Annotated in this window: 20 protein-coding genes; 11 read left to right on the forward strand and 9 right to left on the reverse strand. The window is 60.7% G+C overall.

Features of this window, described 5'->3' with window-relative positions; genetic code table 11:
• The first annotated feature begins 7 nt into the window (after nucleotides 1-7).
• Complete coding sequence (gene cysW / locus ACCD02_RS14335) at nucleotides 8-880, forward strand: sulfate ABC transporter permease subunit CysW (RefSeq protein ID WP_259111453.1); 873 nt, start codon at nucleotides 8-10, stop codon at nucleotides 878-880.
• Between the two features lie 2 nt (nucleotides 881-882).
• Complete coding sequence (locus ACCD02_RS14340; RefSeq protein ID WP_413302754.1) at nucleotides 883-1,872, forward strand: sulfate/molybdate ABC transporter ATP-binding protein; 990 nt, start codon at nucleotides 883-885, stop codon at nucleotides 1,870-1,872.
• A gap of 238 nt (nucleotides 1,873-2,110) precedes the next feature.
• Here ACCD02_RS14340 and ACCD02_RS14345 read toward each other — a convergent pair whose 3' ends face one another.
• Complete coding sequence (locus ACCD02_RS14345) at nucleotides 2,111-2,635, reverse strand: DUF962 domain-containing protein (RefSeq protein ID WP_413302757.1); 525 nt, start codon at nucleotides 2,633-2,635, stop codon at nucleotides 2,111-2,113.
• 94 nt (nucleotides 2,636-2,729) lie between these two features.
• Here ACCD02_RS14345 and ACCD02_RS14350 point away from each other — a divergent pair, with 94 nt between their 5' ends.
• Entirely contained in the window at nucleotides 2,730-3,422 is a 693-nt protein-coding gene (locus ACCD02_RS14350; protein ID WP_413302760.1) for a Crp/Fnr family transcriptional regulator, read from the forward strand.
• Nucleotides 3,423-3,426: 4 nt separating this feature from the next.
• On the opposite strand, the gene ACCD02_RS14355 is transcribed toward ACCD02_RS14350, so the two are convergent.
• Nucleotides 3,427-4,434, reverse strand: a complete 1,008-nt coding sequence (locus ACCD02_RS14355) for an AraC family transcriptional regulator (protein WP_413302763.1) — start codon at nucleotides 4,432-4,434, stop codon at nucleotides 3,427-3,429.
• A gap of 111 nt (nucleotides 4,435-4,545) precedes the next feature.
• Between ACCD02_RS14355 and ACCD02_RS14360 the strand changes: the two genes are divergently transcribed.
• Nucleotides 4,546-5,643 (forward strand): fatty acid desaturase, encoded by a 1,098-nt coding sequence (locus tag ACCD02_RS14360; protein ID WP_413302765.1) that lies wholly within the window; start codon nucleotides 4,546-4,548, stop codon nucleotides 5,641-5,643.
• Here ACCD02_RS14360 and ACCD02_RS14365 read toward each other — a convergent pair.
• A complete protein-coding gene (locus ACCD02_RS14365; RefSeq protein ID WP_413302768.1) occupies nucleotides 5,616-6,662 on the reverse strand; it encodes a LacI family DNA-binding transcriptional regulator in 1,047 nt (348 codons plus the stop codon). The two genes, ACCD02_RS14360 and ACCD02_RS14365, sit on opposite strands and share 28 nt — an antisense overlap.
• Nucleotides 6,663-6,876: 214 nt before the next feature.
• Here ACCD02_RS14365 and ACCD02_RS14370 point away from each other — a divergent pair, with 214 nt between their 5' ends.
• From ACCD02_RS14370 to mgrA, 4 genes are all read left to right on the forward strand, one after another.
• Complete coding sequence (locus ACCD02_RS14370) at nucleotides 6,877-9,096, forward strand: TonB-dependent receptor (RefSeq protein ID WP_413302771.1); 2,220 nt, start codon at nucleotides 6,877-6,879, stop codon at nucleotides 9,094-9,096.
• Nucleotides 9,097-9,141: 45 nt separating this feature from the next.
• Nucleotides 9,142-10,461 (forward strand): LLM class flavin-dependent oxidoreductase, encoded by a 1,320-nt coding sequence (locus ACCD02_RS14375; RefSeq protein ID WP_413302774.1) that lies wholly within the window; start codon nucleotides 9,142-9,144, stop codon nucleotides 10,459-10,461.
• Between the two features lie 191 nt (nucleotides 10,462-10,652).
• On the forward strand, nucleotides 10,653-11,594 hold the full coding sequence (locus ACCD02_RS14380; protein ID WP_413302778.1) for a sulfonate ABC transporter substrate-binding protein: 942 nt from the start codon (nucleotides 10,653-10,655) through the stop codon (nucleotides 11,592-11,594).
• Nucleotides 11,595-11,667: 73 nt separating this feature from the next.
• Entirely contained in the window at nucleotides 11,668-12,705 is a 1,038-nt protein-coding gene (mgrA, locus tag ACCD02_RS14385) for an L-glyceraldehyde 3-phosphate reductase (RefSeq protein ID WP_413302781.1), read from the forward strand.
• A gap of 218 nt (nucleotides 12,706-12,923) precedes the next feature.
• Here the strand turns inward: mgrA and ACCD02_RS14390 are convergent, their stop codons facing one another.
• The 4 genes from ACCD02_RS14390 to ACCD02_RS14405 all read right to left on the reverse strand — a co-directional run bounded on the left by ACCD02_RS14390 (nucleotide 12,924) and on the right by ACCD02_RS14405 (nucleotide 16,699).
• Nucleotides 12,924-13,367 carry an NfeD family protein gene (locus tag ACCD02_RS14390; RefSeq protein ID WP_413302784.1) on the reverse strand — a complete coding sequence of 148 codons (444 nt, stop codon included), beginning with the start codon at nucleotides 13,365-13,367 and terminating at the stop codon, nucleotides 12,924-12,926.
• Entirely contained in the window at nucleotides 13,367-14,287 is a 921-nt protein-coding gene (locus ACCD02_RS14395; RefSeq protein WP_413302787.1) for an SPFH domain-containing protein, read from the reverse strand. Before ACCD02_RS14395 ends, ACCD02_RS14390 begins: the two co-directional genes overlap by 1 nt.
• Before the next feature lie 169 nt (nucleotides 14,288-14,456).
• Nucleotides 14,457-16,241, reverse strand: coding sequence for a GspE/PulE family protein (locus ACCD02_RS14400; RefSeq protein ID WP_413302790.1), 1,785 nt, complete (start codon nucleotides 16,239-16,241; stop codon nucleotides 14,457-14,459).
• A 110-nt stretch (nucleotides 16,242-16,351) separates the two neighbouring features.
• Nucleotides 16,352-16,699, reverse strand: a complete 348-nt coding sequence (locus tag ACCD02_RS14405) for a hypothetical protein (RefSeq protein ID WP_413302793.1) — start codon at nucleotides 16,697-16,699, stop codon at nucleotides 16,352-16,354.
• A gap of 126 nt (nucleotides 16,700-16,825) precedes the next feature.
• Here ACCD02_RS14405 and ACCD02_RS14410 point away from each other — a divergent pair, with 126 nt between their 5' ends.
• Complete coding sequence (locus ACCD02_RS14410) at nucleotides 16,826-17,293, forward strand: Lrp/AsnC family transcriptional regulator (protein ID WP_413302796.1); 468 nt, start codon at nucleotides 16,826-16,828, stop codon at nucleotides 17,291-17,293.
• Nucleotides 17,294-17,388: 95 nt separating this feature from the next.
• On the opposite strand, the gene ACCD02_RS14415 is transcribed toward ACCD02_RS14410, so the two are convergent.
• Nucleotides 17,389-18,756, reverse strand: coding sequence for an inorganic triphosphatase (locus ACCD02_RS14415; RefSeq protein WP_413302799.1), 1,368 nt, complete (start codon nucleotides 18,754-18,756; stop codon nucleotides 17,389-17,391).
• Nucleotides 18,757-18,921: 165 nt separating this feature from the next.
• Between ACCD02_RS14415 and argE the strand changes: the two genes are divergently transcribed.
• Together argE and argA are read left to right on the forward strand one after the other, a co-directional pair.
• Entirely contained in the window at nucleotides 18,922-20,070 is a 1,149-nt protein-coding gene (gene argE / locus ACCD02_RS14420) for an acetylornithine deacetylase (RefSeq protein ID WP_413302802.1), read from the forward strand.
• Between the two features lie 196 nt (nucleotides 20,071-20,266).
• On the forward strand, nucleotides 20,267-21,565 hold the full coding sequence (gene argA / locus ACCD02_RS14425) for an amino-acid N-acetyltransferase (RefSeq protein WP_413302805.1): 1,299 nt from the start codon (nucleotides 20,267-20,269) through the stop codon (nucleotides 21,563-21,565).
• Nucleotides 21,566-21,705: 140 nt separating this feature from the next.
• Here argA and gshA read toward each other — a convergent pair whose 3' ends face one another.
• Nucleotides 21,706-23,292: a glutamate--cysteine ligase gene (gshA, locus tag ACCD02_RS14430; RefSeq protein ID WP_413302808.1), complete on the reverse strand. Its 1,587-nt coding sequence runs from the start codon at nucleotides 23,290-23,292 to the stop codon at nucleotides 21,706-21,708.
• Nucleotides 23,293-23,475 lie beyond the last annotated feature (183 nt).

A 23,475-nucleotide genomic window follows, 5' to 3' on the forward strand; every position in this document is an offset into this window, starting at 1 on the left:
TACGAGCATGTCCAATTCAACGCTTTCTGCCGCGGCTTCGGCCAATGCGGCCCGTCGTGGCAACGCAGTGTACCGGCGCATCCTGATCGGCCTCGGCTGGCTGGTGTTCGCGTTGTTCCTGCTGTTACCGCTTTTTATCGTAGTGTCTCAGGGCCTGAAGAATGGTCTGGGCGGATTCTTTACCGCGATCCTCGAACCTGACGCTTTGTCGGCGCTCAAGCTGACCGTGCTGGCGGTGGTGATTTCGGTGCCGCTCAACGTGGTGTTCGGGGTTGCTGCGGCCTGGTGTGTGAGCAAGTACTCGTTCCGTGGCAAGAGCTTTCTGGTCACCCTGATCGACCTGCCGTTCTCGGTCTCGCCGGTCATTGCCGGTCTGGTCTACGTGCTGATGTTCGGTGCTCGCGGGGTGTTCGGGCCGTGGTTGCAGGATCACGATATCCAGATCGTCTTCGCCTTGCCGGGCATCGTCCTGGCGACCATTTTCGTCACCGTGCCGTTCGTCGCCCGTGAGCTGATCCCGCTGATGCAGGAGCAGGGCACCCAGGAGGAAGAGGCGGCGCGGCTGCTCGGCGCCAATGGCTGGCAGATGTTCTGGCACGTAACGGTGCCGAATATCAAATGGGGCCTGATCTATGGCGTGGTGCTGTGTACCGCCCGTGCCATGGGTGAATTCGGCGCGGTGTCGGTGGTGTCCGGGCACATTCGCGGTGTGACCAACACTCTGCCGTTGCACGTTGAAATCCTCTACAACGAATACAACCACGTTGCCGCCTTTGCCGTGGCGAGCCTGTTGCTGATCCTGGCGCTGTTCATCCTGCTGCTCAAGCAGTGGAGCGAAGCGCGTATTAACCGTCTGCGCCAAAGTGCGGCGGAGGAATAATCATGTCGATCGAAGTCCGTAACGTCAGCAAGAACTTCAACGCCTTCAAGGCTCTCAACAGCATCAGTCTGGATATCCAGAGTGGCGAGCTGGTGGCTTTGCTGGGCCCGTCCGGCTGTGGCAAGACCACCTTGCTGCGCATTATTGCCGGCCTGGAAACCCCCGATCAGGGCAGTATCGTTTTCCACGGCGAAGACGTCTCCGGCCACGATGTGCGTGATCGCAACGTCGGTTTCGTGTTCCAGCATTACGCGCTGTTCCGCCACATGACCGTGTACGACAACGTGGCGTTCGGCCTGCGCATGAAGCCCAAGGGCCAGCGCCCCAACGAAACCCAGATCGCCGCCAAGGTTCACGAGTTGCTGAACATGGTGCAGCTGGACTGGCTGTCTGACCGCTACCCGGAGCAGCTGTCCGGTGGTCAGCGCCAGCGTATCGCCCTGGCCCGCGCCCTGGCGGTAGAGCCCAAGGTCCTGCTGCTCGACGAACCCTTCGGCGCCCTCGATGCCAAGGTGCGCAAGGAGCTGCGCCGCTGGTTGGCGCGCCTGCACGAAGATATCAACCTGACGTCGGTATTCGTGACCCACGATCAGGAAGAGGCCATGGAAGTGGCGGACCGCATCGTGGTGATGAACAAGGGGGTGATCGAGCAGATCGGCTCACCGGGCGAGGTCTACGAGAATCCGGCCAGTGATTTCGTCTATCACTTCCTCGGTGACTCCAACCGCCTGCACCTGGGTGAAGACAACCACGTCCTGTTCCGCCCCCACGAAGTGTCGCTGTCGCGCCACGAACTGGAGGATCACCACCCGGCCGAAGTCCGCGATATCCGCCCATTGGGCGCGACCACGCGGGTGACCCTGAAGGTCGAAGGCCAGAGCGATCTGATCGAAGCCGAAGTGGTGAAGGATCACGACAGCCTGATCGGGCTGGCCAAGGGTGAGACGTTGTTCTTCAAACCCAAGGTCTGGCAGAAAGTCGCCAATATCTGAGGTTTGATGCCGCACGGCTGAGTGTGCATGCAGACGTGGGAGATTCTATGTTTGCTGTAAAGCCAGAGCAGCCTCTTCGCGGATGAATCCGCACAGATCCGACGATATGCACGCGCTGCTGTGGGAGCGGATTCATCCGCGAAGACGGTGTTCCAGACGACGAAGGCCCGTCGAATGTACGGGCCTCTTCGCGGATAAATCCGCTCCCACAATTGTTTGCAGATAATGGAGTCGGTTATCAAACCGCCGCCTTGCCCTCGCGCCGCCCCGTCGGCCCCGCCCGCTCTTCGATGGCGTGTTGCAAGGTTTTGCGCAGCCCCAGTAAAAATGCCAGCTCGGCCACAACGAACAGGGGGCCGATGATCAGTCCTGTGACATCGTCGACAAAGGCGGGTTTACGGCCTTCCCAATAGTGGCCGATGAACTGGATGATCCAGCCAATCACGAACAGGCCGATCCCGGCGCCCAGCCAGGTCAGGGTCGATTGTTGCGCCAGGTTCGCTCCGGCCCAGACGCACAGTCCCAGCAGCACCGCCATCAACACACCAAACCCGCGATCCAGACGCAGGTAGAATACGACGCTGGCCAGGCTTACCAGCAGGGCAGGCGACAGCCACAGCCCGCCCACCGCCCAGCCGGGACGCGACAGCAACACCGCCACCGCGACAACAATCAGCGGGATGCCGACGAAGTGACTGGCGATATTGCGGGTGTCGCGGTGGTAGGCCGCGTATTGACTGAGATGATCGACGAGGTTTTTCATTTTTATGCCTCCGGGTGAATGCTGATCATGCCGCAGAGTCTGTCGGGGTGGATCGGCTTAAAATGACAAAACCTGCAACAAAAGGGAGCAATACATGACAAATGGAGAGGGATGGCGTTCGCGCCTGCTTAACGATAGATGGTTTGGCGCCTTGCCGGCCGGTTTACAGGACGCCTTGCTGGCGGCGGCGCGACAACGGCGCTTCACCCCCGGCAAGCTGCTGTTTGCCCGGGGCGATGCGCCTTGCGGCCTGTATATCCTGCTCGAAGGCTCGGTGCGCGTAGGCGCTGCCGATGAGCAGTATCCGCCGGGCCACTTCGATGAGGTTGCACTGCCTTACTGGTTTGGCGAGGTGTCGCTGTTCGACGGCCTGCCGCGCACCCAGGATCTGTATTCCTCAGGGCAAAGCATTTTGTTACAGGTGCCTCAGGCGACCCTGCTCACGCTGCTTGAGCAATATCCCCAGTACTGGCGATCTTTCGCCGAACTGCTCGGCCACAAGCTGGGCCTGCCACTGCTGCGTGCTGACGAACTGGCGCGCCTGCCACCGCGCACCCGCATTGCCCGTCGCCTGCTATTGCTGAGTGAAGGCTATGGCGAACTCAATCATTCGCGTCGTTTGATTCCGTTTGAAGACCTCGCCTTGGACGATCCGCAGTTGCCAGAAATCCTGCAAACCCTGCATCAACGCAAGGTGGTGTATCTGCGCCAGGAGCAGTTGCAGGTTCTGAATATCAATCGGCTGCGGGAGATGGCCGGGGCCAGGTTCGTCCGATCGAAGGCTTGAGCATTTAACCGCCCATGCCATCGCGATATTGACTCGGCGTCATCCCGGTCCAGCGTTTGAACGCACGGCTAAAACTGCTGGTGTCGGAAAAGCCCAGCAGATAGGCGATTTCGCTCAATGAGCTGCGCGGATCACGCATGTGTTGCAGCGCCAGGTTCTGCCGGCACTGGTTGAGCAGCAGGTCGAAGCGGCAGCCTTCGTCGGCCAGGTGCCGTTGCAGGCTGCGCAGGCTCAGGTGCAATGCCTGGGCGACTCGCTCTGCGGTGGGTTCGCCTTCGGGCAGTTGCGCCTCGATCACCGAGCGTACGCGGCGCTCCCAGGTCAGCGGTTGCAATTGCTCCATTGTGCGGTTGAGCACTGTTTCGTTGTGCTCGGCCAGTTGCGGGTTGCTGTCGTCCAGATGGCTGTCGAAGTCGACACAGGCGAATTCCAGCAGATTCTCGGCCGCGTCGAAATACAGCGGCGCGCGGAACACTTCCTGCCAGGGTTGCGGGTCCGTTGGCGCGGGGCGTTGCAGGTGCACGGCCAGTGGCGCATAGCTGCGGCCCAGGCGGTTGCGGCAGGTGCGCACATAGATGGCGGCGAAAGCGTCCAGCGCCTCGAAGGCCGGTGTCGGGCCATCGGGCGGAGTGTTGAAGCGGAACTCGTAACGATCATCGACCCGCTTGAGTTCCAGGGTCAGAGCGTCGCTGACTACCGGGTGATAGCGCACGATGCGTTCGAACACTTCGCGCAACGAGGCACTGGCGACCAGTGCATAACCCAAGGCATGAAAGGTGGTCGGGCTGACGAAGCGCGATACGCGCAGGCCCAGCGCCGGATCGCCACTGGCGGCCACGGCCAGATGCCAAAGGCGCGTGGTGGTGCTCACCGGATAACGTGCGTCGGGATCATCCATCAGTTGCGGATCGAGTCCGGCTGCCAGGCACAGCGCGGTGCTGTCCAGCCCCAATGCATCGATCTGTTTGCGCAAGGCGCGAGTCCAACTGGCGAGAATACTGGGCTCAGTCATGATCATTGGCACCTGCGGTCAACAGATTGGCGTACTCGGCAGGGCGCGCAGGGAGTGGGCTCATGCACAGTGAGATCCTCTTCACTTACCGTCATGATAGAGGATGGAAGCATGCACGCACCTTCTGCAAGTCCTGCGAGACTGAATGCACAGCAGCGATCAGCGCATATTCGCGCGGTGGTGAGCGCCAGGGGCGACGAATTGCGTGCGCGCTACCCAATCCTGCGCCATCAGGACGCTATCGGAGTCGGCATCCTGGCTTTCGCCCTGGGTGGCATGTTGCTGAGCGCAAGCCTCTATCTCGGGGGTTACATGGCATGGTGGGCGTGCCTGCTGCTCAATGCTTTCTTCGCGTCCCTGACCCATGAGCTGGAGCACGACCTGATCCACAGCATGTATTTTCGCAAACAGCGAATTCCCCACAATTTGATGCTGGCCCTGGTCTGGCTGGCGCGGCCAAGCACCATCAATCCGTGGATTCGCCGCCATCTGCACCTCAATCACCATAAAGTCTCCGGCACCGAGGCGGATATGGAAGAGCGCGCCATCACCAATGGCGAGCCGTGGGGCATTGCCCGACTATTGATGGTTGGCGATAACGTCATGTCGTCACTGATCCGCATGCTACGGGCAAAAACCTGGGCGCATAAATTCAGCATCCTCAAACGCACGCTCAAGGTCTATGCGCCGCTGGCGCTGCTCAATTGGGGCAGTTGGTATGTGTTTCTCGGCTTTCATGCGGCCAACGGCATTGCCGCGCTGTTGGGCACGTCGGTGGAGTGGTCTGCCACGACCCTGGCGGTGATGCCGGTGATCGATGTTGCAGTGGTGGTGCTGGTCGGGCCGAATGTGCTGCGCACCTTCTGCCTGCACTTCGTCAGCTCGAACATGCATTACTACGGCGATCTGGAACCGGGCAACGTGATTCAACAAACCCAGGTGCTCAACCCTTGGTGGCTATGGCCGTTGCAGGCGTTCTGCTTCAACTTCGGCAGCACCCACGGTATCCACCACTTCGTGGTCAAGGAGCCGTTTTACATCCGTCAGATGACCGCGCCCGTGGCGCATCGGGTGATGGCGGAAATGGGCGTGCGTTTCAATGATTTCGGCACTTTCGGCCGGGCCAATCGCTTCGCGGCGAAGACCGATGAGGCAGTGGCGCCGGGTGAGTTCTCATCGACTCAGGTGCTCTCGCGTTCAATCAAATGACAATCCAATAGATTCAGTCGCTGGATCTCGTCCTCCGGCACCAGAACCCCAAGGCTTTCCAGGACCCGCTGTGCCGCCAACACGCCGATTTCCAGGGCGGGCGGTTTGATGGTGGTCAGGCTGGGCATCAGCATATGGGCGAAGGGGTAGTCACCAAAGCCCATGATCGCGCAGTCCTGGGGAATACGCAGGCCTGAACGCTGGCCCGCAAGCAGGCCACCGGCGGCCAGGTTGTCGTTGGCGAAGATAATGGCGTCGGGGCGCTGTTCGCCGGACATCAGCTGCTGCATGGCTTGTTTGCCTGCCTCGAACGGCGCCAGATCCGGCTCCGGCACGAACACCCAGGGTTGCAGCCCCAGCGATTCCAGCGTTCGGGCATAGCCGTTGCGCCGCTCACGGGCGCTCAAGTCACCGACAGCGCTGTTCTGTACGAAGGCGATGCGCCGATAGCCCTTGCCATGCAGGTAGCGAGCGGCGGCCACACCGACTTCATCATGGGCGAAACCGATCTGGATCGGTCTGCGCTCGGGCTGATAGTCCCAAGTCTCGACGACCGGGATGTCCGCCTGCTCGATCATCTTTTCCGTTGCGGCGCTGTGGAAGTGACTGGTCAACACCAGTGCTGCCGGCGACCACCCCAGGAATGCCCGTACCGCGCTTTCTTCCTGCTCTTCAGAGAAATAACTCGACGCCAGAAGCAATTGAAAACCGTGGCGGTTGAGCGTGTCGCTGAAGCCCTGGATGGTATTGGCGAAGATCGGCCCGGAGATGTTCGGGATGACCATGGCCACGATGCGGCTACGCGCTGAGGCCAGGCCGCCAGCCACCAGATTGGGCACATAACCCAATTCACTGACAGCCTCGGCGATGCGCTCGCGGCGTTCCGGCGAGACCTGGTCCGGCTGATTGAAATAGCGCGACACCGTAATCGCCGATACCCCAGCGTGCCGGGCCACGGTATTGAGGGTTACCCGACCTGCGCCCTTGCGTTTGCGTGTGGCTGGCGAGTCATCCGACATGGGCGTTCATCCGCATAGGCTTAAAAAGCATATAAAAGTAATTTTTCATTATTTGACGATCTATTCATCCCTTGCCGATACTGATGATGTTAGCGCTACCAAGTTGGTTTGTCTGCTACTCGCTCAAGCGAATGCCTAAAACCGCGCAGGTACACAACGTCAGGCGTCAGTCCGCAGAAGACGGACCTATCAGGGCATATCGAGCAGGCACACCATGCAAAACACAATCGGGGAAATCGTCAAACGCACGCTGCTGGCCCAGGCCATCAGCCTGGCCGGGCTGCCGATGGTACAGGCCGCCACCTCTGGCGATGAAGCTGCGAGCAGTCAGGAGCCCGTCCTCAAATCCGTCACCGTCACCGCAACCCGTCGCGAAGAGTCGCTGCAGAAGGTGCCGGTGGCGGTATCGGTAATCGATGGCGAGCAACTGGAGCGGGATAACCGCAACGGTGTCGCCAGTATCGTCCAGCAGATTCCGTCGCTGAATTTCCGCACCGGCGCATCGAACAAGGATACTTCGCTGTTCATTCGCGGCGTCGGCACTATCTCCACGTCGCCGGGCGTCGAGCCGACCGTGGCAACTGTGATCGATGGCGTGGTTTATGGTCGCCCTGGCCAGGCTACTCTGGATCTGCTCGACCTGGACCGCATCGAAGTGTTGCGTGGCCCGCAAGGCACGCTGTTCGGCAAGAATGCATCCGCAGGCGTACTCAACGTCGTGACCAAGGCTCCGACCGAAGAGACCCATGGCTACATCGACCAGTCTTACTACAGCGGTAACGAAAGCCGCACCCGCTTCGGTATTGGCGGCAGCCTGATCCCCGGCACTCTGAAGGGATCGGTGACCACCCTGTTCGGCAGTTACGACGGGAATGTCGACAACAAACTCAACGGTCAGGAGGTCAACGGCTACAACCGCAAGGGCATTCGCGGCAAACTTGCGTTCACGCCCAATGAAGACGTGACCTTCACCCTGGCCGCTGACTATATGCAGTCCAGGGATGACACGCCCAACGGTGTGGTGAGCAAGGCCCTGACCCCGGCCTTCGCCAGCGCTCTGGCGCCGGTCAGCGCGCAGAGTGACAGCCGCAAGCTGAGCAGTGATTTTCGCAGCCATGTCGACGACATCAACAAGGGCCTGTCCGGCCAGTTGGACTGGAAACTGGGCGACTACACCCTGACCTCGATCACCGCCTGGCGGGGCTGGAACAACGCGCAATATCAGGACGGCGACCGCCTGGGCACCATCACCGCTGCCTTCCCCGGCACCGAGGATAAAGGTCGTCTGGACTACGACCAGTACTCCCAGGAGCTGCGCCTGGCGTCGCCCAAGGGTGAGTTCCTCGAATACGTCGGTGGCCTGTTCTACATGCACGGCAAGGACACCGAAACCTATCAGCGCACCCTGATCACTACCACCCGTCAAGACCGTGGGGTAGCGGACTACAGCACCACCAGCGACAGCTCCTCGGTATTTGGCGAAGCCACCTTCAATTTCCGTCCGGATCTGCGCCTTATTGCCGGGCTGCGCTGGACCCACGACGAACTTGAATACGATCATCGCCGGGTCTCGACCTCGGCGACGACGGTCAGCGGCATCCAGCCGGCCACCAGCAGTTCAGGTTCGGTGGACGAGGACGGCAAGTCCGGGCGCCTGGGCCTGCAATACGATCTGAGCGACAGCGTTACCAGTTACGTCACTTACTCTCGCGGCTATAAAGGCCCGGCGTACAACGTCTTCTTCAACATGCAGCCGCGTGACACCGACGCGCTCAAGCCGGAAACCTCCAATACCTGGGAAGTCGGTATCAAGGCGACGAGCTGGAACAATCGCCTGACCACCAACCTGGCGGTTTTCCACAGCGATTACGACAACTATCAGGCGAATTTCTACGACACCGTGGCCGGGCAAGTGGTGACCCGCCTGATCAACGCGGGCAGCGTCAGCACCGAGGGCGTGGAGCTGGATTACGCGTTGCAGGCGACCCGCAATCTGAAATTCTCCGGCGCCCTGGCCTACACCAAGGCGCGCATCGACAGCTTTCAGTGCCCACCCGGGGCTGCTGCGTCCTGCAACGTCAATGGCAAGACGCTGCCTTACAGTCCGGACTGGAAAAGCTATGTGCGCGCCGATTACACCATCCCCTTGGATAACGGTCTGGATATCGAGCTGGGCACCGATTACAGCTGGCAAAGCGAAGTGCAGTACGACATCAGCCAGAACCCTGACACCAAACAGGGCGCCTACGGCATCTGGAACGCCAGCGCGGCACTGGCCGATTACAGCAATGGCTGGCGCGTGGCGCTGTTGGCGAAAAACCTGGCCGACAAGTCTTATTCACCGATGTTGGCCAGCGGCACCGGCTACATCTACCGCGCCGTGCCACGAGACGATGAGCGCTATTTTGGCGTGCAGTTGCGTAAGGATTTTTGAGCCGTTGCGTGCGACAACCCTCAATGAATCGGTAAGGAAAATGTTATGAGTCGTCAAATGAAGCTGGGCGCGTTTTTAATGGCCACAGGGCACCATGTAGCCGCCTGGCGCCACCCGGATGTGCCTGCCAATGCCGGGCTGGATATCCGCCATTACCGCCACTTGGCACAGGTCGCAGAAGGCGCGCGATTCGATGCGCTGTTCGTCGCTGACAGCGTGGCTGCGCCGACCGGGGACATTGCCAGTCATATGGCACGCTCCGATCATTTCGAGCCGTTGACTCTGCTGTCGGCCCTGAGCGCAGTGACCGAGCATATCGGCCTGATCGCTACCGCGACCACGACTTATAACGAGCCTTACCACGTGGCCCGCAAGTTCGCGTCTCTGGATCATCTTTCCGGTGGTCGGGCAGGGTGGAATCTGGTGACTTCCGATGCCGCCGCCGAAGCGCAGAATTTTGGTCGTGACCAGCACCTGGGCCACGCCGAACGCTACAGCCGGGCTCGCGAGTTTCATCAGGTGGTGACCGGGTTATGGGACAGCTGGACCGACGACGCCTTTATCCGCGACAAGGCCAGCGGTCGTTACTACGACTCCACCGGGCTGCATGTGCTGAATCATCAAGGCGAGCATTTCTCGGTGAAAGGCCCGCTCAACGTCGCCCGCTCGCCCCAGGGGCAGCCCGTGGTGGTACAGGCCGGATCGTCCGAAACCGGTCGCGATCTGGCGGCGCAGACCGCTGAAGTGGTGTTTACCGCACAGACTTCATTGAACAATGCCCAGGCGTTTTACCGTGACCTCAAGGGACGGCTGGCGAGCTACGGGCGGAGCGTTGATTCGCTGAAAATCATGCCCGGCGTCTTTATTGTGGTCGATGAAAGTGTTGAGCGGGCGCGGGAGAAGTTCGAGGAGTTCCAGGCGCTGGTCGAGCCTGAAGTCGGCGTGGCATTACTGGGGCGAATGCTCGGTAACTTCGACCTGTCGGGCTATCCCCTCGACGGGCCGCTGCCTGAGTTGCCGTTGACCGACAGCGGCCAGCGCAGCCGCCAACTGTTGCTGACCGAACTGGCCGGGCAGGAGCAACTGACGCTTGCCCAGTTGGGCCGACGCATTGCCGGAGGTCGCGGGCATTACAGCCTGGTTGGTACAGCGACGCAGATCGCCGATGAGCTGCAAGCCTGGTTCGAACAAGGCGCCGCCGATGGCTTCAATGTGCTGGTGCCGCATTTGCCTGGCGGCCTGGAAGATGTCGCGCGCCTGCTGGTGCCGGAGCTGCAACGACGCGGGTTGTTCCGCACCGAGTATGAAGGCACGACGTTGCGGGAGAACCTTGGCTTGCAGCGGCCGGCGAACCGATACCGCTGATCTTGCTGCCATGACTGTAGGCGCGGCTAAGGCGGGTCCTACAAAACACCGCACAACGCTGCAGGAGCCGGCTTGCTGGCGATCGAGTGCGAAGCGCTTGCCATGGCATCGGTGACTGACATACAGCCATCGCCAGCAAGCCAGCTCCCACATTTAGCTCCGATTTCAATTCAAACAGTCATAGGTTATTTATGAGAACACGCACATTGTTCGCCCTGACTCTGCTGCTCTGGGCCTTTGCCAGCATCACCCTGGCCGCCGCCCCGCAGGAACTGCGCATCGGCTACCAGAAAGGCTCCATCACGCTGGTGCTGGCCAAGGAACACGGCCTTTTGGAACAACGCTTCAAGGGCACCCACATCAAATGGATCGAGTTTCCCGCCGGCCCGCAGATGCTCGAAGCGCTGAACGTCGGCAGTCTGGACCTGGCCTCGACCGGTGATATCCCGCCAATTTTCGCCCAGCTCGCCGGGGCCGATCTGGTGTATGTCGGCAGCGAGCCGAGCAAGCCTCACGCCGAGGCCATTCTGGTGCGCAACGACAGTGCGGTGCACAGCGTGGCCGATTTGAAGGGGCGCAAGGTGGCGTTCCAGAAAGGCTCCACTTCGCACAATTTGGTCCTGCGCGCACTGAGTAAAGCGGGACTGAGCTTCAGGGACATCCAGCCGATCTACCTGACTCCGGCCGACGCCAAGGCGGCTTTTGAAAGCGGCAGTATCGATGCCTGGGCGATCTGGGACCCGTACTACTCCATCGCCCTTGAAGAAGGCCGCAGCCACTTGCTCGCCGATGGCGAGGGGCTTGGCCTGTCCGGGCCGGTCTACACGGCACGACGTACTTACGCCCAGGACAACGGTGAATTTATCCAACAAGTGTTGGACGAGTTGAGCGCCGCTGAAGAGCTGACTCGCAGCCAGCGTCAGGCCAGTATCGATATCCTCACCCGCAGCATGGGCCTGCCCGCTACGGTGATTGCCCGGTACATCGACCATCGTCCGGTATCGCCGAGCCAGCCGGTGACCGCCGTGACCCTCGCAGCGCAACAGGTGACCGCCGATCTGTTCTACGACAACCATCTGTTGCCCAAGCGGGTCGACATCCAGCAAGCCGTTTGGCAGAAGACGGCACCTTGACTCTTCACTGGACAACGCAAACGGTTGCTACAAACTGGTAGTCGTCCGACAACATTCAACAAGAGAGGATCTGATGACGTATATCGCTGCCGACAATCGTTATGAAACCATGCCCTATCGCCGTACCGGGCGCAGCGGCCTGGTGCTGCCTGCGTTGTCTTTGGGCCTGTGGCATAACTTCGGCGACAGCACGCCGATCGATGTCCAGCGTGCCATGTTGCGCACCGCGTTCGACCTGGGCATCAACCACTTCGATCTCGCCAATAACTATGGCCCGCCCTATGGCGCCGCCGAGATCAATTTCGGTCGCCTGCTGCGCGAAGACTTCAAGCATTACCGCGATGAATTGATCATCTCCAGCAAGGCCGGTTGGGACATGTGGCCGGGGCCTTATGGTCAGGGCGGTGGCTCGCGCAAATACGTGCTGGCCAGCCTCGACCAGAGCCTGCAACGCATGGGTCTGGACTATGTGGATATCTTTTATTCGCACCGCTTCGACCCCGACACCCCGCTGGAAGAAACCGCAGGCGCGCTGGCCACTGCGGTGCAGCAGGGCAAGGCGTTGTATATCGGGATTTCTTCGTACTCCGGAGCGAAAACCCGTGAAATCGCCGCGCTGCTGAAGGAGTGGAAAGTGCCGCTGCTGATTCATCAGCCGGCCTATAACCTGCTCAATCGCTGGGTCGAGAAGGATCTGCTGGATGCCACCGAAGAGCTGGGCGCCGGGGTGATTGCCTTTACCGCGCTGGCTCAGGGCCTGCTGTCGGACAAGTATCTGAACGGGATTCCCAAGGATGCCCGGGTCAATCGTCCCGGTGGCGGCTCGCTACAAGCCTCGCACCTGTCGGAAGAAAACATCGCCCATGCGCGCGCGCTCAACGAGATTGCCAAGCGTCGCGGCCAGAGCCTGGCGCAAATGGCCCTGGCCTGGACCCTGCGTGACCCACGGGTAACCTCGGCGCTGATCGGCGCCAGCCGCCCGGAGCAGATCGTCGAGAACGTCGGTGCGTTGAAGAACCTGGCGTTCAGCGCCGAAGAACTGGCGGAGATCGACCGGTTTGCGGTGGAAGGCGGGATCAACCTGTGGGAAAAACCGTCGACGGCTGAATAGAAACCCAGGTCTGCCTGGGAGCGAGGCGGAACGTACTGGATCACCATAACTCTGTGGGAGCCAATTCATTCGCGAAAGCTTTATTCCGGACGCCGCTAATGTGTTGGATGTATTGGCCGATTCGCGAATGAATTCGCTCCCACGGGTTTTGCTCTCAGCCCCTCTCAGGTATTGGTAGCGCCGCAACGCGCAGGGCGGGATTTCCCCTTCGGATCAGCTCAAGCGATATCCACCCGCAAAATAGCGCCATCCTGCCCTACCACCCGAACATGGGCGCCAACCGGCGCATCAGGGCCGGTGACGATCCACACGCTGTCACCCACCTTGATCTTGCCGCGTCCTTCGACGATGGCGGTGTGGACCACGAAGGTGCGGCCAATCAATTCTTGCCCGCGATTGTTCAGGCCTGGCTGGTCTGACGGGCGGTTGACACCGCGCTGGCGCCTCCACCAGTAGACCGCCATGAGGATCGACAGCACGGCAAACAGCAGGAACTGCACGGTCCAGGACATGGGCAGCAAAAAGGTCAGTACTCCGACGGCTGCTGCTGCGATGCCGACCCATAGCAGATAGCCGCCCGCGCCGAACACTTCGAGAATCAGCAGCACCGTCCCCAGGCCCAGCCAGTCCCAGAACGACAGATTTTGCAGGTAGTCCCACATCAGACTTTCTTGCCGTCGAAGGTGGCTTTGACGATTTCGCCGATGCCACCCACCGCGCCGATCACCTGGCTGGCTTCCAGCGGCATGAGGATGACCTTGCTGTTGTTCGCAGAGGCGAGTTTGCCCAGGGCATCGATGTACTTTTGGGCGACGAAATAGTTGATGGCCTGTACGTTGCCGCTGGCAATGGCTTCGGACACTACTTGCGTGGCCCGGGCTTCGGCTTCGGCCTGACGCTCGCGGGCCTCGGACTCAAGGAAGGCGGCCTGGCGACCGCCTTCGGCTTCCAGAATCTGTGCCTGCTTCTTGCCTTCGGCAGTGAGAATCGCGGCGGCGCGCAGGCCTTCGGCTTCAAGGATCTGGGCGCGCTTGATGCGCTCGGCTTTCATCTGCCCGGACATGGCCGCCATCAGGTCGGCGGGCGGGCTGATGTCCTTGATCTCGATGCGGGTGATCTTGATGCCCCATGGCGCCGTAGCCTCATCGACCGTGCGCAGCAGGCGTTCGTTGATGTTGTCGCGCTGGCTGAGCATGGCGTCCAGCTCCATGGAGCCGAGTACGGTGCGGATATTGGTTTGCAGCAGGTTGCGAATGGCGTGTTCGAGGTTGTTCACCTCGTAGGCCGCCTGGGCAGTATTGACCACCTGGAAGAAGCACACGGCATCGATCTGCACCGTGGCGTTGTCTGCCGTGATGACTTCCTGCGGCGGGATATCCAGCACGCTTTCCATGACATTGATCTTGCGCCCGATGCGATCCATCACTGGCACGATGATGTTCAGGCCTGGCTTGAGGGTGGTGGTGTAGCGGCCAAAGCGCTCTACGGTCCATTGATAGCCCTGGGGCACCACTTTGAAACCCATGAACAGAATGACGATCGCCAGAACGACGAACAGCAGGACGACGGTACCTAGTTGCATGACTTTTCCCTGTTCTACAGTTATTAATACATTAATTAACCGCCGGTTGTGGGAGCGGATTTATCCGCGAAGAGGGCATTCCAGTCGATGAAGATTTGTCGAATGTACCTGCCTCTTCGCGAATGAATTCGCTCCCACATATAAAGCAATCGTCGGAAATGGTCTGTCTTTAGCGCTGCTCACTCTGCGGCGTAACCCGCAATACTTCTTCAAGCGTAGTCAGGCCCGCCGAAACCTTCTGCGCGCCGGACAGGCGCAGGCTGCGCATGCCTTCCTTGAATGCCTGGCGGCGCATGGCGGTGAGGTCGAGGTCGGCGCTGATCAGATCGCGCACGCCATCGGACATCAGCATGATCTCGTAGACCCCGGCGCGACCGCGATAGCCGGTTTCGCGGCACTCGATGCAACCGACAGCGCGGTGGGCGCCAGCCGGTACCGGAGCCTGCCACGGCCGGGTGAGAGTCTGCCAGTCCACTTCATTCAACTCTATGGGCGCCTTGCAGTGCGGGCACAGAGTACGAACCAGGCGCTGGGCCATGACGCCAAGGATCGTGGCCTTGAGCAGGTAGTGCGGCACGCCCAGTTCCAGCAGGCGGCTGATGGCGCTGGGCGCGTCGTTGGTGTGCAGGGTGGAGAGCACCAGGTGACCGGTGAGGGCGGCCTGGATGGCCATTTCGGCGGTCTCCAGGTCACGAATTTCGCCGATCATGATGATATCGGGGTCCTGGCGCATCAGTGCGCGTACGCCGCTGGCGAAGGTCAGGTCAATGTTGTGTTGAACCTGCATCTGATTGAACGCCGGTTCCACCATCTCGATGGGGTCTTCGATGGTGCACAGGTTGACCTCCGAGGTCGCCAGCTTTTTCAGCGTAGTGTACAGCGTGGTGGTCTTGCCGGAACCGGTGGGACCGGTGACCAGAATGATGCCGTTAGGCTGGCAGGTCATGTCCTGCCAGCGGCGCAGATCGTCGTTGGAGAAACCCAACTGGTCGAAATCCTTGAGCAGCACTTCCGGGTCGAAGATCCGCATGACCATTTTTTCGCCGAATGCGGTGGGCAGCGTCGACAGACGCAGCTCGACCTCGCCGCCATCAGGGGTGGTGGTCTTGACCCGGCCATCCTGAGGTTTGCGCTTTTCGGCGACGTTCATCCGGCCCAGGCTTTTCAGGCGGCTGACCACGGCCATGGTCACCTGAGGCGGGAATTGGTAAATATTGTGCAGCACGCCGTCAATTCGAAAACGCACCGTGCCTTGTTCGCGACGCGGCTCGATATGGATATCACTGGCGCGCTGTTGGAAGGCGTACTGGAACAGCCAGTCGACGATGTTGACGATATGGGCATCGTTGGCGTCGGGTTCCTGATCGCTGGAACCGAGCTTGAGCAACTGTTCGAAGTTGCCGATGTTGTTCATTTTCTGATCGACGGCATTGGCGCCGCTGACAGATTTCGCCAGGCGGAAGAACTCTACGGCCACCCGCTGAATATCCGCCGGGTTGGCGACTACCCGCTTGATCGAGCGTTTGAGTACGTGGGTCAGGTCGGCTTCCCAGGCTTTGACATAAGGCTGGGCGCTGGCGATGGTCACCGATTCGCGGTCCACCGCCACGGCGAGGATCTTGTGACGCTGGGCGAAGGCATAGGACATCAGTGGCGTCACTGAGGCGCTGTCGATCTTCAACGGATCGATGCGCATGTACGGCTGCCCGGCGCGGTTGGCCAGCCAGACCGTGAGGGTCTCCAGGTCCAGCTTGCGCCCTGGACGCTTGAGGTCATCCAGCTGTTGCGCGGCGATGAACTGCAATGGGTGCAGTTGCATGTTCGCGGCGCTGCGCCGTTGGGTCATGGCGTGCTCGGCGTTGGCCTGGTCGATGAAACCTTCGGTGACCAGATCGCGCAGCAGCTCGTTCAGATCCAGCCAGCGGTCCTGGGTTGATGATGCGAGGACGGACATGCAGCTTCCTTTGGGCGGTTCAGCTCATAACGATCAGCAAGAGTAGCCCCAAGCGTGCCAGTTGTTGCGCCCTCTGTGTGGGTAAGCGTTGCGATTATTTTCAGTGGTGCTCAGCTGGCAGCCAGGGAGACGGATTGAATTGAGACGTGGGAATGGCCAAGTTGTTCCAGTTCCACTGTACAAACATTGATCAGGTTGCGCATTTTTTCACCAATTACCTGGGCGCGATGCCAGGACAGACGGTCGATCTGCACATCGATCATCAGCATGTCTTCGGCCTGTTGCACGTTTACCTGCTGCGGGATCAGGTACTGCATGGCGAACAGGTTGAGCACCCGGCACAGCAGGTCGGGCTCGGCCTCGGCAAGAATCCGGTACTGGGCCAGGCAGTGGCTGTTATGGGCTGACCAGCTGTCCGGACGGTGCGGTGCGGTTTCCACGGCTTCAAGGTTAGGCATGGGGCGTCTCCTGTTTCGACTGGGGAAATTCTTGCACGTGGAAAAAGAAATTTCTGATCCATGATCGAATGAATTAGCCTTGTTTCGACTAGTTAATGCGTGAAAACCTGATATCGAGAATTAGTTATGTCTATCGAGTTGGATGGCTACGACCGCAAGATCCTCGCGCTGCTGCAAGAGGACGCATCCCTGTCCAGTGCCCAGATTGCCGAGCAAGTTGGTCTGTCGCAGTCGCCGTGCTGGCGGCGGATCCAGCGGCTCAAGGATGAAGGGGTGATTCGCCGTCAGGTGTCATTGCTCGACCGCAAGAAGATCGGCCTCAATACGCAGATCTTCGCCGAGGTCAAACTCAACGCCCACGGGCGCTCCAACTTCACGGAATTTACCGACGCGATTCGCGGTTTTCCGGAGGTATTGGAGTGTTATGTGCTGATGGGCGCGGTGGATTTTCTATTGCGCATTGTCACGCCGGACATCGAAGCTTATGAGCGCTTCTTCTTCGAGAAGCTGTCGATGGTGCCGGGGATTCAGGAAGTGAACTCGATCGTGGCCTTGTCGGAAATCAAATCGACCACGAGTTTGCCTGTCACTTAGGGCCGTTGGAGCGAGGCTCGCCCGCAGATCGGGTGACGCGGTGTGTCAGACATACCGCGTCAGATCTTTCGCGGGCAAGCCTCGCTCCAACAGGTTTACATTTTCAGCAGCAGTTTCCACGCCTTGTTCTGCAACACCGCAATGGCCTGCTCAACACGGGCGTCGAGGATTTCATCGCTGATCGGCTGGTTGGCCAGCTCTTCCAGCTTGTTCAGCTCGCCGTACAGGCGGTCGACTTCCGGCAGGTCGAGGACCTGGCGGGCATGGTGCATCCAGGCCTGAATGCGCTCGATGCGTGGCAGTTGCTCGGCCAGGTCTTCGGGCTGTTGCTGATAGCGGCTCAGTTGCAGGGCGGTGGCTTCTTCTGCCAACAGACGCGGCAGCCAGCTGGCGAGGAGGGCGGCGCCCTGGCGGTTGCCACGGTTGTTGCGCTCGGCAGCCCAGTTACGGGCCAGCAGCCAGCGCGAGGTGTTCAGGGAGAACAGGCCCCAGCGCGGATCCTGCAGCTCTTCGATGAATTGCTCGTGGGCGGCAGCGCGCACGTCACCATCTTCCTGACCGGCCTGAACCAGTGGACGCCAGTCTTCCAGCAGGGCGTCGAGGGCGCCGCGCAGTTCGCTGGTGGTCGAGCGTGGGGCGGCCTGGCCGAGGCTGGTGGTCAGGGCGCGCAGTTCGGCCAATTGCTCGACCCAGTCCTGCAGCAGGCGCCAGTGGCCATTGAAACGGTATTGCTCGGCCAGACGCTGGCTGCTGCCCAACAGATGCCAGGCCAGGGCGGCGTAGGCGTCGTCCAGCGGCGTTTCGGCGTCGAGCTGTGGCGCGGGCAGGCTCAGGGAGTAGCTGTTGGCGTCGAACAGGCGATAGCCGCGCTCGGCCTTGCTGATGTCGCAGGGCATCAGGGCCAGGGTCTGGGCCAGCTCGGCGGCCAGTTCCAGCAGCGCGGCAGGCTCGCCTTCGCGCAGCTCCAGTTCCAGCTCGCAGATTTCTTCCTTCTGCTTGCCGACGATGACATTGCCCAGGTCCAGAGCAGCCTCGATCACCACCTTGGTTTTGCCGCGGCCCCAGGCGATCTCGGCTTTTTCCCGGACGAAGTCAGTGGTGAACAGCGGCTTGATGGTTTTCTTGTCCAGGTCCGCCAGTTGCTCGGGCCAGCATTCGCCGTCGAGCTTCTTGATATCGAGCTTGGCCTTGGCCAGGTCCCAGTTGTATTCGTTGCGCTCGGACAGCCCGGCCACGCTTTGGCCGCGGGTCTTGAGGGTCTGGATAATGGCGTCGCCATCACGGCGTAGGCGCAGGGCTACCTTGGCGTTGGCCAGGTCGCGCTCCGGGGTGTCGAAGTATTGGTTGAACAGTTCCAGGCGTTCCCAGCCACTTTTATTGCGCTTTTTCAGCAACGGGTGTTCACGCAGCGCCGCCAGGGTTTCGCGGCTGACGCGCAGTTTGATTTCGGTTTCTTTGTGCATGGCCGGGAGTCCAGACGCTGTAAAGCTGATAACGGGAGGCGCAGCCGGGGGTGGCAGGGCTGCGCGATGGCGTGCAGTGTACAGGACATGCCCGGTAACGGTTTATTCCAGACAGCATCTGGCCCTATGATGAACCGGCGTGTCGCCCCGCCTTGAGGAATGTTTATGCCCGTGCCGTCGATGAAAGACCAGTTCGCCGCCCTGATCGCCGCACCTTCGGTGAGCTGCACCCAGCCTTCGCTGGATCAGTCCAACCGTGGGGTGATCGATCTGCTGGCCGGTTGGCTGGGCGACCTGGGCTTTGCCTGTGACATTCAGCAGGTCTCGCCGGGCAAGTTCAATCTGCTGGCCAGTTACGGCACCGGCCCTGGCGGGTTGGTGCTGGCCGGGCACAGCGATACCGTGCCGTTCGACGAGGCGCTGTGGAAAACCGATCCGCTCAAACTGACGGAAATCGATGGGCGTTGGGTCGGTCTGGGCAGTTGCGACATGAAAGGTTTTTTCGCGCTCGCTATCGAAGCGGTGCGCGGCTTGCTCGATCAACCCTTCAAGCAACCGCTGCTGATTCTTGCCACCTGCGATGAAGAAAGCTCCATGGCCGGAGCCAGGGCCCTGGCCGAAGCGGGTCGCCCCCTTGGCCGCGCGGCAGTGATCGGCGAGCCGACCGGGCTGCGGCCGATCCGCCTGCACAAGGGCGTGATGATGGAGCGTATCGATATCCTCGGGCGCAGCGGTCACTCCTCCGACCCGAGCCTGGGCCATAGCGCCCTGGAAGCCATGCACGACGCCATCAGCGAGTTGAAAGGCCTGCGCGCGCAATGGCAGCAGGAATACCGCAACCCGCAATTCAGCGTGCCGCAGCCGACCCTTAACTTCGGCTGCATCCATGGCGGCGACAATCCCAACCGGATTTGCGGCCAGTGCTCCCTGGAATTCGATCTGCGCCCGCTGCCGGGCATGGACCCGAACGTGCTGCGCGCGGCGATCCAGCAGAAGCTGCAGCCTTTGGCCGAGCGTCACAAGGTGCAGATCGACTATGCGCCGCTATTCCCTGAAGTGCCGCCCTTTGAACAGCTCGCCGATGCCGAACTGGTACGGGTTGCGGAACGTTTGACGGGACATCGTGCCGAAGCAGTGGCATTTGGCACCGAAGCGCCTTATCTTCAGCGCCTTGGTTGCGAGACCCTGGTGTTGGGCCCTGGCGATATCGCCTGCGCTCACCAACCCGGCGAATACCTCGAAATGTCACGCTTGCAGCCTACAGTGACGCTGTTGCGGCAGTTGATCGAACATTATTGTCTGAGCCCGCAGTGAGCGGATTCGGATGTTGCGATTTAATGTGGGGCCGGCTTTAGCCGGGAATGCGTCTTTGCGGCTAAAGCCGGTCCCACAGGAATAACCCAGAGATAAAAGGAGAGTGCACGTGTTGCCAAGCCTGTTCCGACGATAACCACCACAGAGTTGTGCGTGTTTCTGTCCTTCGTCCAATTTTCTACAGGCTTTTCAGGTTATGCCCGATTACGTGAACTGGCTTCGCCATGCGTCTCCCTATATCAACGCCCACCGGGACCGGACCTTTGTCGTCCTGCTGCCCGGCGACGGTGTGGAACATCCCAATTTCGGCAATATCGTCCACGACCTGGTGCTGCTGCACAGCCTTGGTGTGCGACTGGTACTGGTCCATGGCTCGCGTCCGCAGATTGAAAGCCGACTGACCGCCCGTGGCCTGACTTCGCATTACCACCGCGACATGCGCATCACCGACGCCCCGACCCTGGAGTGCGTGATCGATGCCGTGGGCGCGCTGCGTATCGCTATCGAAGCACGCCTGTCCATGGACATGGCGGCCTCGCCGATGCAGGGCTCGCGGCTGCGGGTGACCAGCGGCAACCAGGTTACGGCCCGGCCGATCGGGGTGCTCGAGGGTGTGGATTATCAGCACACCGGTGAAGTCCGTCGGGTTGACCGCAAGGGTATCAATCGCTTGCTGGACGAGCGCCATATCGTCCTGCTGTCGCCTCTGGGCTACTCGCCGACCGGTGAGATTTTCAACCTGGCCTGTGAAGACGTCGCCACTCGCGCGGCCATCGACCTGGGCGCCGACAAGCTGCTGTTGTTCGGCGAAGAAACCGGCCTGCTCGATGAGAACGGCCGCCTGGTTCGTGAGTTGCGTCCGCAACAGGTGCCGGCGCATCTGGCGCGGCTGGGCAACAACTATCAGGCCGAGCTGCTGGATGCGGCAGCCGAAGCCTGCCGGGGCGGCGTGGGTCGCAGCCATATCGTCAGCTACACCGAAGATGGCGCCTTGCTCACCGAGCTGTTCACCCGTGACGGTGGCGGTACCCTGGTCGCCCAGGAACAGTTCGAACTGGTTCGCGAAGCTGCCATCGAGGATGTCGGCGGCCTGATGGACCTGATTACGCCGCTGGAAGAGCAGGGCATTCTGGTGCGTCGTTCCCGGGAAGTGCTGGAGCGGGAGATCGAGCAGTTCAGTGTGGTCGAACGCGAGGGGCTGATCATTGCCTGCGCGGCGCTGTATCCGATTGCCGACTCTGAGGCTGGCGAGCTGGCCTGTCTGGCGGTCAACCCCGAGTACCGCCATGGCGGTCGCGGTGACGAGTTGCTTGAACGCATAGAGACGCGGGCGCGTGAACTGGGTCTCAAGACCTTGTTCGTCCTCACCACCCGTACTGCCCACTGGTTCCGTGAGCGCGGCTTCGAACCCAGCAGCGTCGAGCGCCTTCCAGCCGCCCGCGCGTCGCTGTACAACTTCCAGCGCAATTCGAAGATCTTCGAGAAGGCGTTGTAAACAATTGGTAGCCGCGAATCCTTGAACGATTTGTGGGAGCGGATTTATTCGCGAAGGCGTCGGCAATCATATCGACGCTTTCGCGGATAAATCCGCTCCCACATGTTTTGCGTTTTCAGGTGTGAGCCGTCCAGGACGGCTTAGTTACTGATCGCCAGAATACTCGCCTGATAAGCGCCGACGAAGGTGTCGAAATCCACAGGCTCTTCGGTCTGCTCCAGCTCGGCCTGCTCGGCAATCGAGGTTCTGGCCAGGCTTTCGAAGCGGGTCTGTTCCTCGACGCTCAGAGGCTGGCTGCGGAAGTACTCGGCGTGAGCCTGACTCTGGCGGAACGAGAATGCGGTGAAGCCTTCCTTGTGCTCGGTCATGCTCGCCAGGATCTGTGCCGATGGCGTCAGGGACGCGTCCTTGACCTTGGCCAGCTGGGCTTGCAGCGACTTGGCGTGTTCCTCGCCACCCTGGGCCTGGTCCAGCAGGGCTGCAATCGGAACGATCTGCTCAAGCAGCTCGGCGGCCCATACCTTGAGCTCGACATTGCCGTTCGGCCCTTGCAGTTCCAGCCCCGGACGCCGGCCTTCCTTCACTACGGTGAGGAAGTTGGTGGACGCACCGCTGCATTCGTTGTTCGCCAGTTGCGGGCTTTCCTGCAAGGCGCAATAGAGCACGAAGGCATCGATGAAACGGGCCTGCTGCAGGTCGATGCCGGTCGGCAGGAACGGGTTGATATCCAGGCAGCGCACTTCTACGTACTGCACGCCGCGGGACATCAGGGCCTGGATTGGCCGCTCGCCCGAGTAGGTCACGCGCTTGGGGCGAATGGTGGAGTAGTACTCGTTTTCAATCTGCAACACGTTGGTGTTGAGCTGAATCCATTCGCCGTCCTTGTGCGTGCCGATCTCGACGTACGGCGCATAAGGGGTGGCTACCGCCTTGCGCAGGCTGTCGGTGTAGCTGATCAGGTCGTTGTAGCACGGCGTCAGGTCGGCCTGGGCGTTGCTCTGATAACCCAGGTCGCTCATGCGCAGGCTGGTGGCGTAGGGCAGATACAGGGTATCGGCGTCGAACTGTTCCAGCTGATGCGCACGACCACGCAGGAAACCGGCATCCAGGGCAGGCGATGCACCGAACAGGTACATCAGCAGCCAGCTGTAGCGGCGGAAGTTGCGGATCAGCGCGATGTAGGAATGGGACTGGTAATCCCGGGCATCGCCGTCAAAGCTCTCGGTCTGCTTGAGCAGCGGCCAGATGGCCTCAGGCAGGGAGAAGTTGTAGTGAATCCCGGCGATGCATTGCATGGTTTTGCCGTAACGCAGAGCCAGGCCCTTGCGGTACACGTACTTGAGCTTGCCGATATTCGAAGTGCCGTAATAGGCAATCGGAATGTCTTCCTCGGCGGGCAGCGGGCAAGGCATGGACGGGCTCCAGAGGAACTCGTTGCCCAGCTTGCTATAGGCAAAGCGGTGAATCTTGTCGAGGCTGTCCAGGGTCTCTGCCGGGCTGGCCAGGGCCGGGGTGATGAACTCCAGCAACGATTCGGAGTAGTCCGTGGTAATCAGGCCGTTGGTCAGCGCCGAGCCCAGGGCTTCCGGGTGCGGGGTCTGGGCCAGACGGGCTTCGGCGGTCACGCGCAGGCACTCACGCTCGATACCGTGCAGGCACTGTTCCAGCAGGGATAGGTTTGCGCGCTCGCCAAGCAGAGCCAGACGGCGGTTGAGAAGTTCGCTCAAGATGGATTCCTTCACGCATCATTCGCCCCGATATGGGGGTGGAAAAGACGATCTACAAGGGTGAAGAAAGAAACTGGCGTTGTCGCCTGGTCTGGGTCAGAAACGCCGGGTCCGATCACGGGGTCTAATCGCAGCGTCGAGAAGGTTTCGGCACTGCTTTCGTAGTGCCGAAATTACTCCAAA

Source organism: Pseudomonas sp. Pseusp88 (assembly GCF_047303955.1).
Lineage (GTDB): Bacteria > Pseudomonadota > Gammaproteobacteria > Pseudomonadales > Pseudomonadaceae > Aquipseudomonas.

What these genes read in the sequence shown, in the direction of transcription:
- ACCD02_RS14395 (WP_413302787.1), bottom strand. Translation starts at nt 14,287, where the DNA reads ATGCAACTAGGTACCGTCGTCCTGCTGTTCGTCGTTCTGGCGATCGTC.
- ACCD02_RS14390 (WP_413302784.1), bottom strand. Translation starts at nt 13,367, where the DNA reads ATGTGGGACTACCTGCAAAATCTGTCGTTCTGGGACTGGCTGGGCCTG.
- ACCD02_RS14415 (WP_413302799.1), bottom strand. Translation starts at nt 18,756, where the DNA reads ATGCACAAAGAAACCGAAATCAAACTGCGCGTCAGCCGCGAAACCCTG.
- ACCD02_RS14340 (WP_413302754.1), top strand. Translation starts at nt 883, where the DNA reads ATGTCGATCGAAGTCCGTAACGTCAGCAAGAACTTCAACGCCTTCAAG.
- ACCD02_RS14410 (WP_413302796.1), top strand. Translation starts at nt 16,826, where the DNA reads ATGTCTATCGAGTTGGATGGCTACGACCGCAAGATCCTCGCGCTGCTG.
- ACCD02_RS14400 (WP_413302790.1), bottom strand. Translation starts at nt 16,241, where the DNA reads ATGTCCGTCCTCGCATCATCAACCCAGGACCGCTGGCTGGATCTGAAC.
- cysW (WP_259111453.1), top strand. Translation starts at nt 8, where the DNA reads ATGTCCAATTCAACGCTTTCTGCCGCGGCTTCGGCCAATGCGGCCCGT.
- ACCD02_RS14350 (WP_413302760.1), top strand. Translation starts at nt 2,730, where the DNA reads ATGACAAATGGAGAGGGATGGCGTTCGCGCCTGCTTAACGATAGATGG.
- argE (WP_413302802.1), top strand. Translation starts at nt 18,922, where the DNA reads ATGCCCGTGCCGTCGATGAAAGACCAGTTCGCCGCCCTGATCGCCGCA.
- ACCD02_RS14345 (WP_413302757.1), bottom strand. Translation starts at nt 2,635, where the DNA reads ATGAAAAACCTCGTCGATCATCTCAGTCAATACGCGGCCTACCACCGC.
- ACCD02_RS14375 (WP_413302774.1), top strand. Translation starts at nt 9,142, where the DNA reads ATGAGTCGTCAAATGAAGCTGGGCGCGTTTTTAATGGCCACAGGGCAC.
- ACCD02_RS14405 (WP_413302793.1), bottom strand. Translation starts at nt 16,699, where the DNA reads ATGCCTAACCTTGAAGCCGTGGAAACCGCACCGCACCGTCCGGACAGC.
- ACCD02_RS14365 (WP_413302768.1), bottom strand. Translation starts at nt 6,662, where the DNA reads ATGTCGGATGACTCGCCAGCCACACGCAAACGCAAGGGCGCAGGTCGG.
- ACCD02_RS14355 (WP_413302763.1), bottom strand. Translation starts at nt 4,434, where the DNA reads ATGACTGAGCCCAGTATTCTCGCCAGTTGGACTCGCGCCTTGCGCAAA.
- mgrA (WP_413302781.1), top strand. Translation starts at nt 11,668, where the DNA reads ATGACGTATATCGCTGCCGACAATCGTTATGAAACCATGCCCTATCGC.
- ACCD02_RS14380 (WP_413302778.1), top strand. Translation starts at nt 10,653, where the DNA reads ATGAGAACACGCACATTGTTCGCCCTGACTCTGCTGCTCTGGGCCTTT.
- ACCD02_RS14360 (WP_413302765.1), top strand. Translation starts at nt 4,546, where the DNA reads ATGCACGCACCTTCTGCAAGTCCTGCGAGACTGAATGCACAGCAGCGA.
- argA (WP_413302805.1), top strand. Translation starts at nt 20,267, where the DNA reads ATGCCCGATTACGTGAACTGGCTTCGCCATGCGTCTCCCTATATCAAC.
- ACCD02_RS14370 (WP_413302771.1), top strand. Translation starts at nt 6,877, where the DNA reads ATGCAAAACACAATCGGGGAAATCGTCAAACGCACGCTGCTGGCCCAG.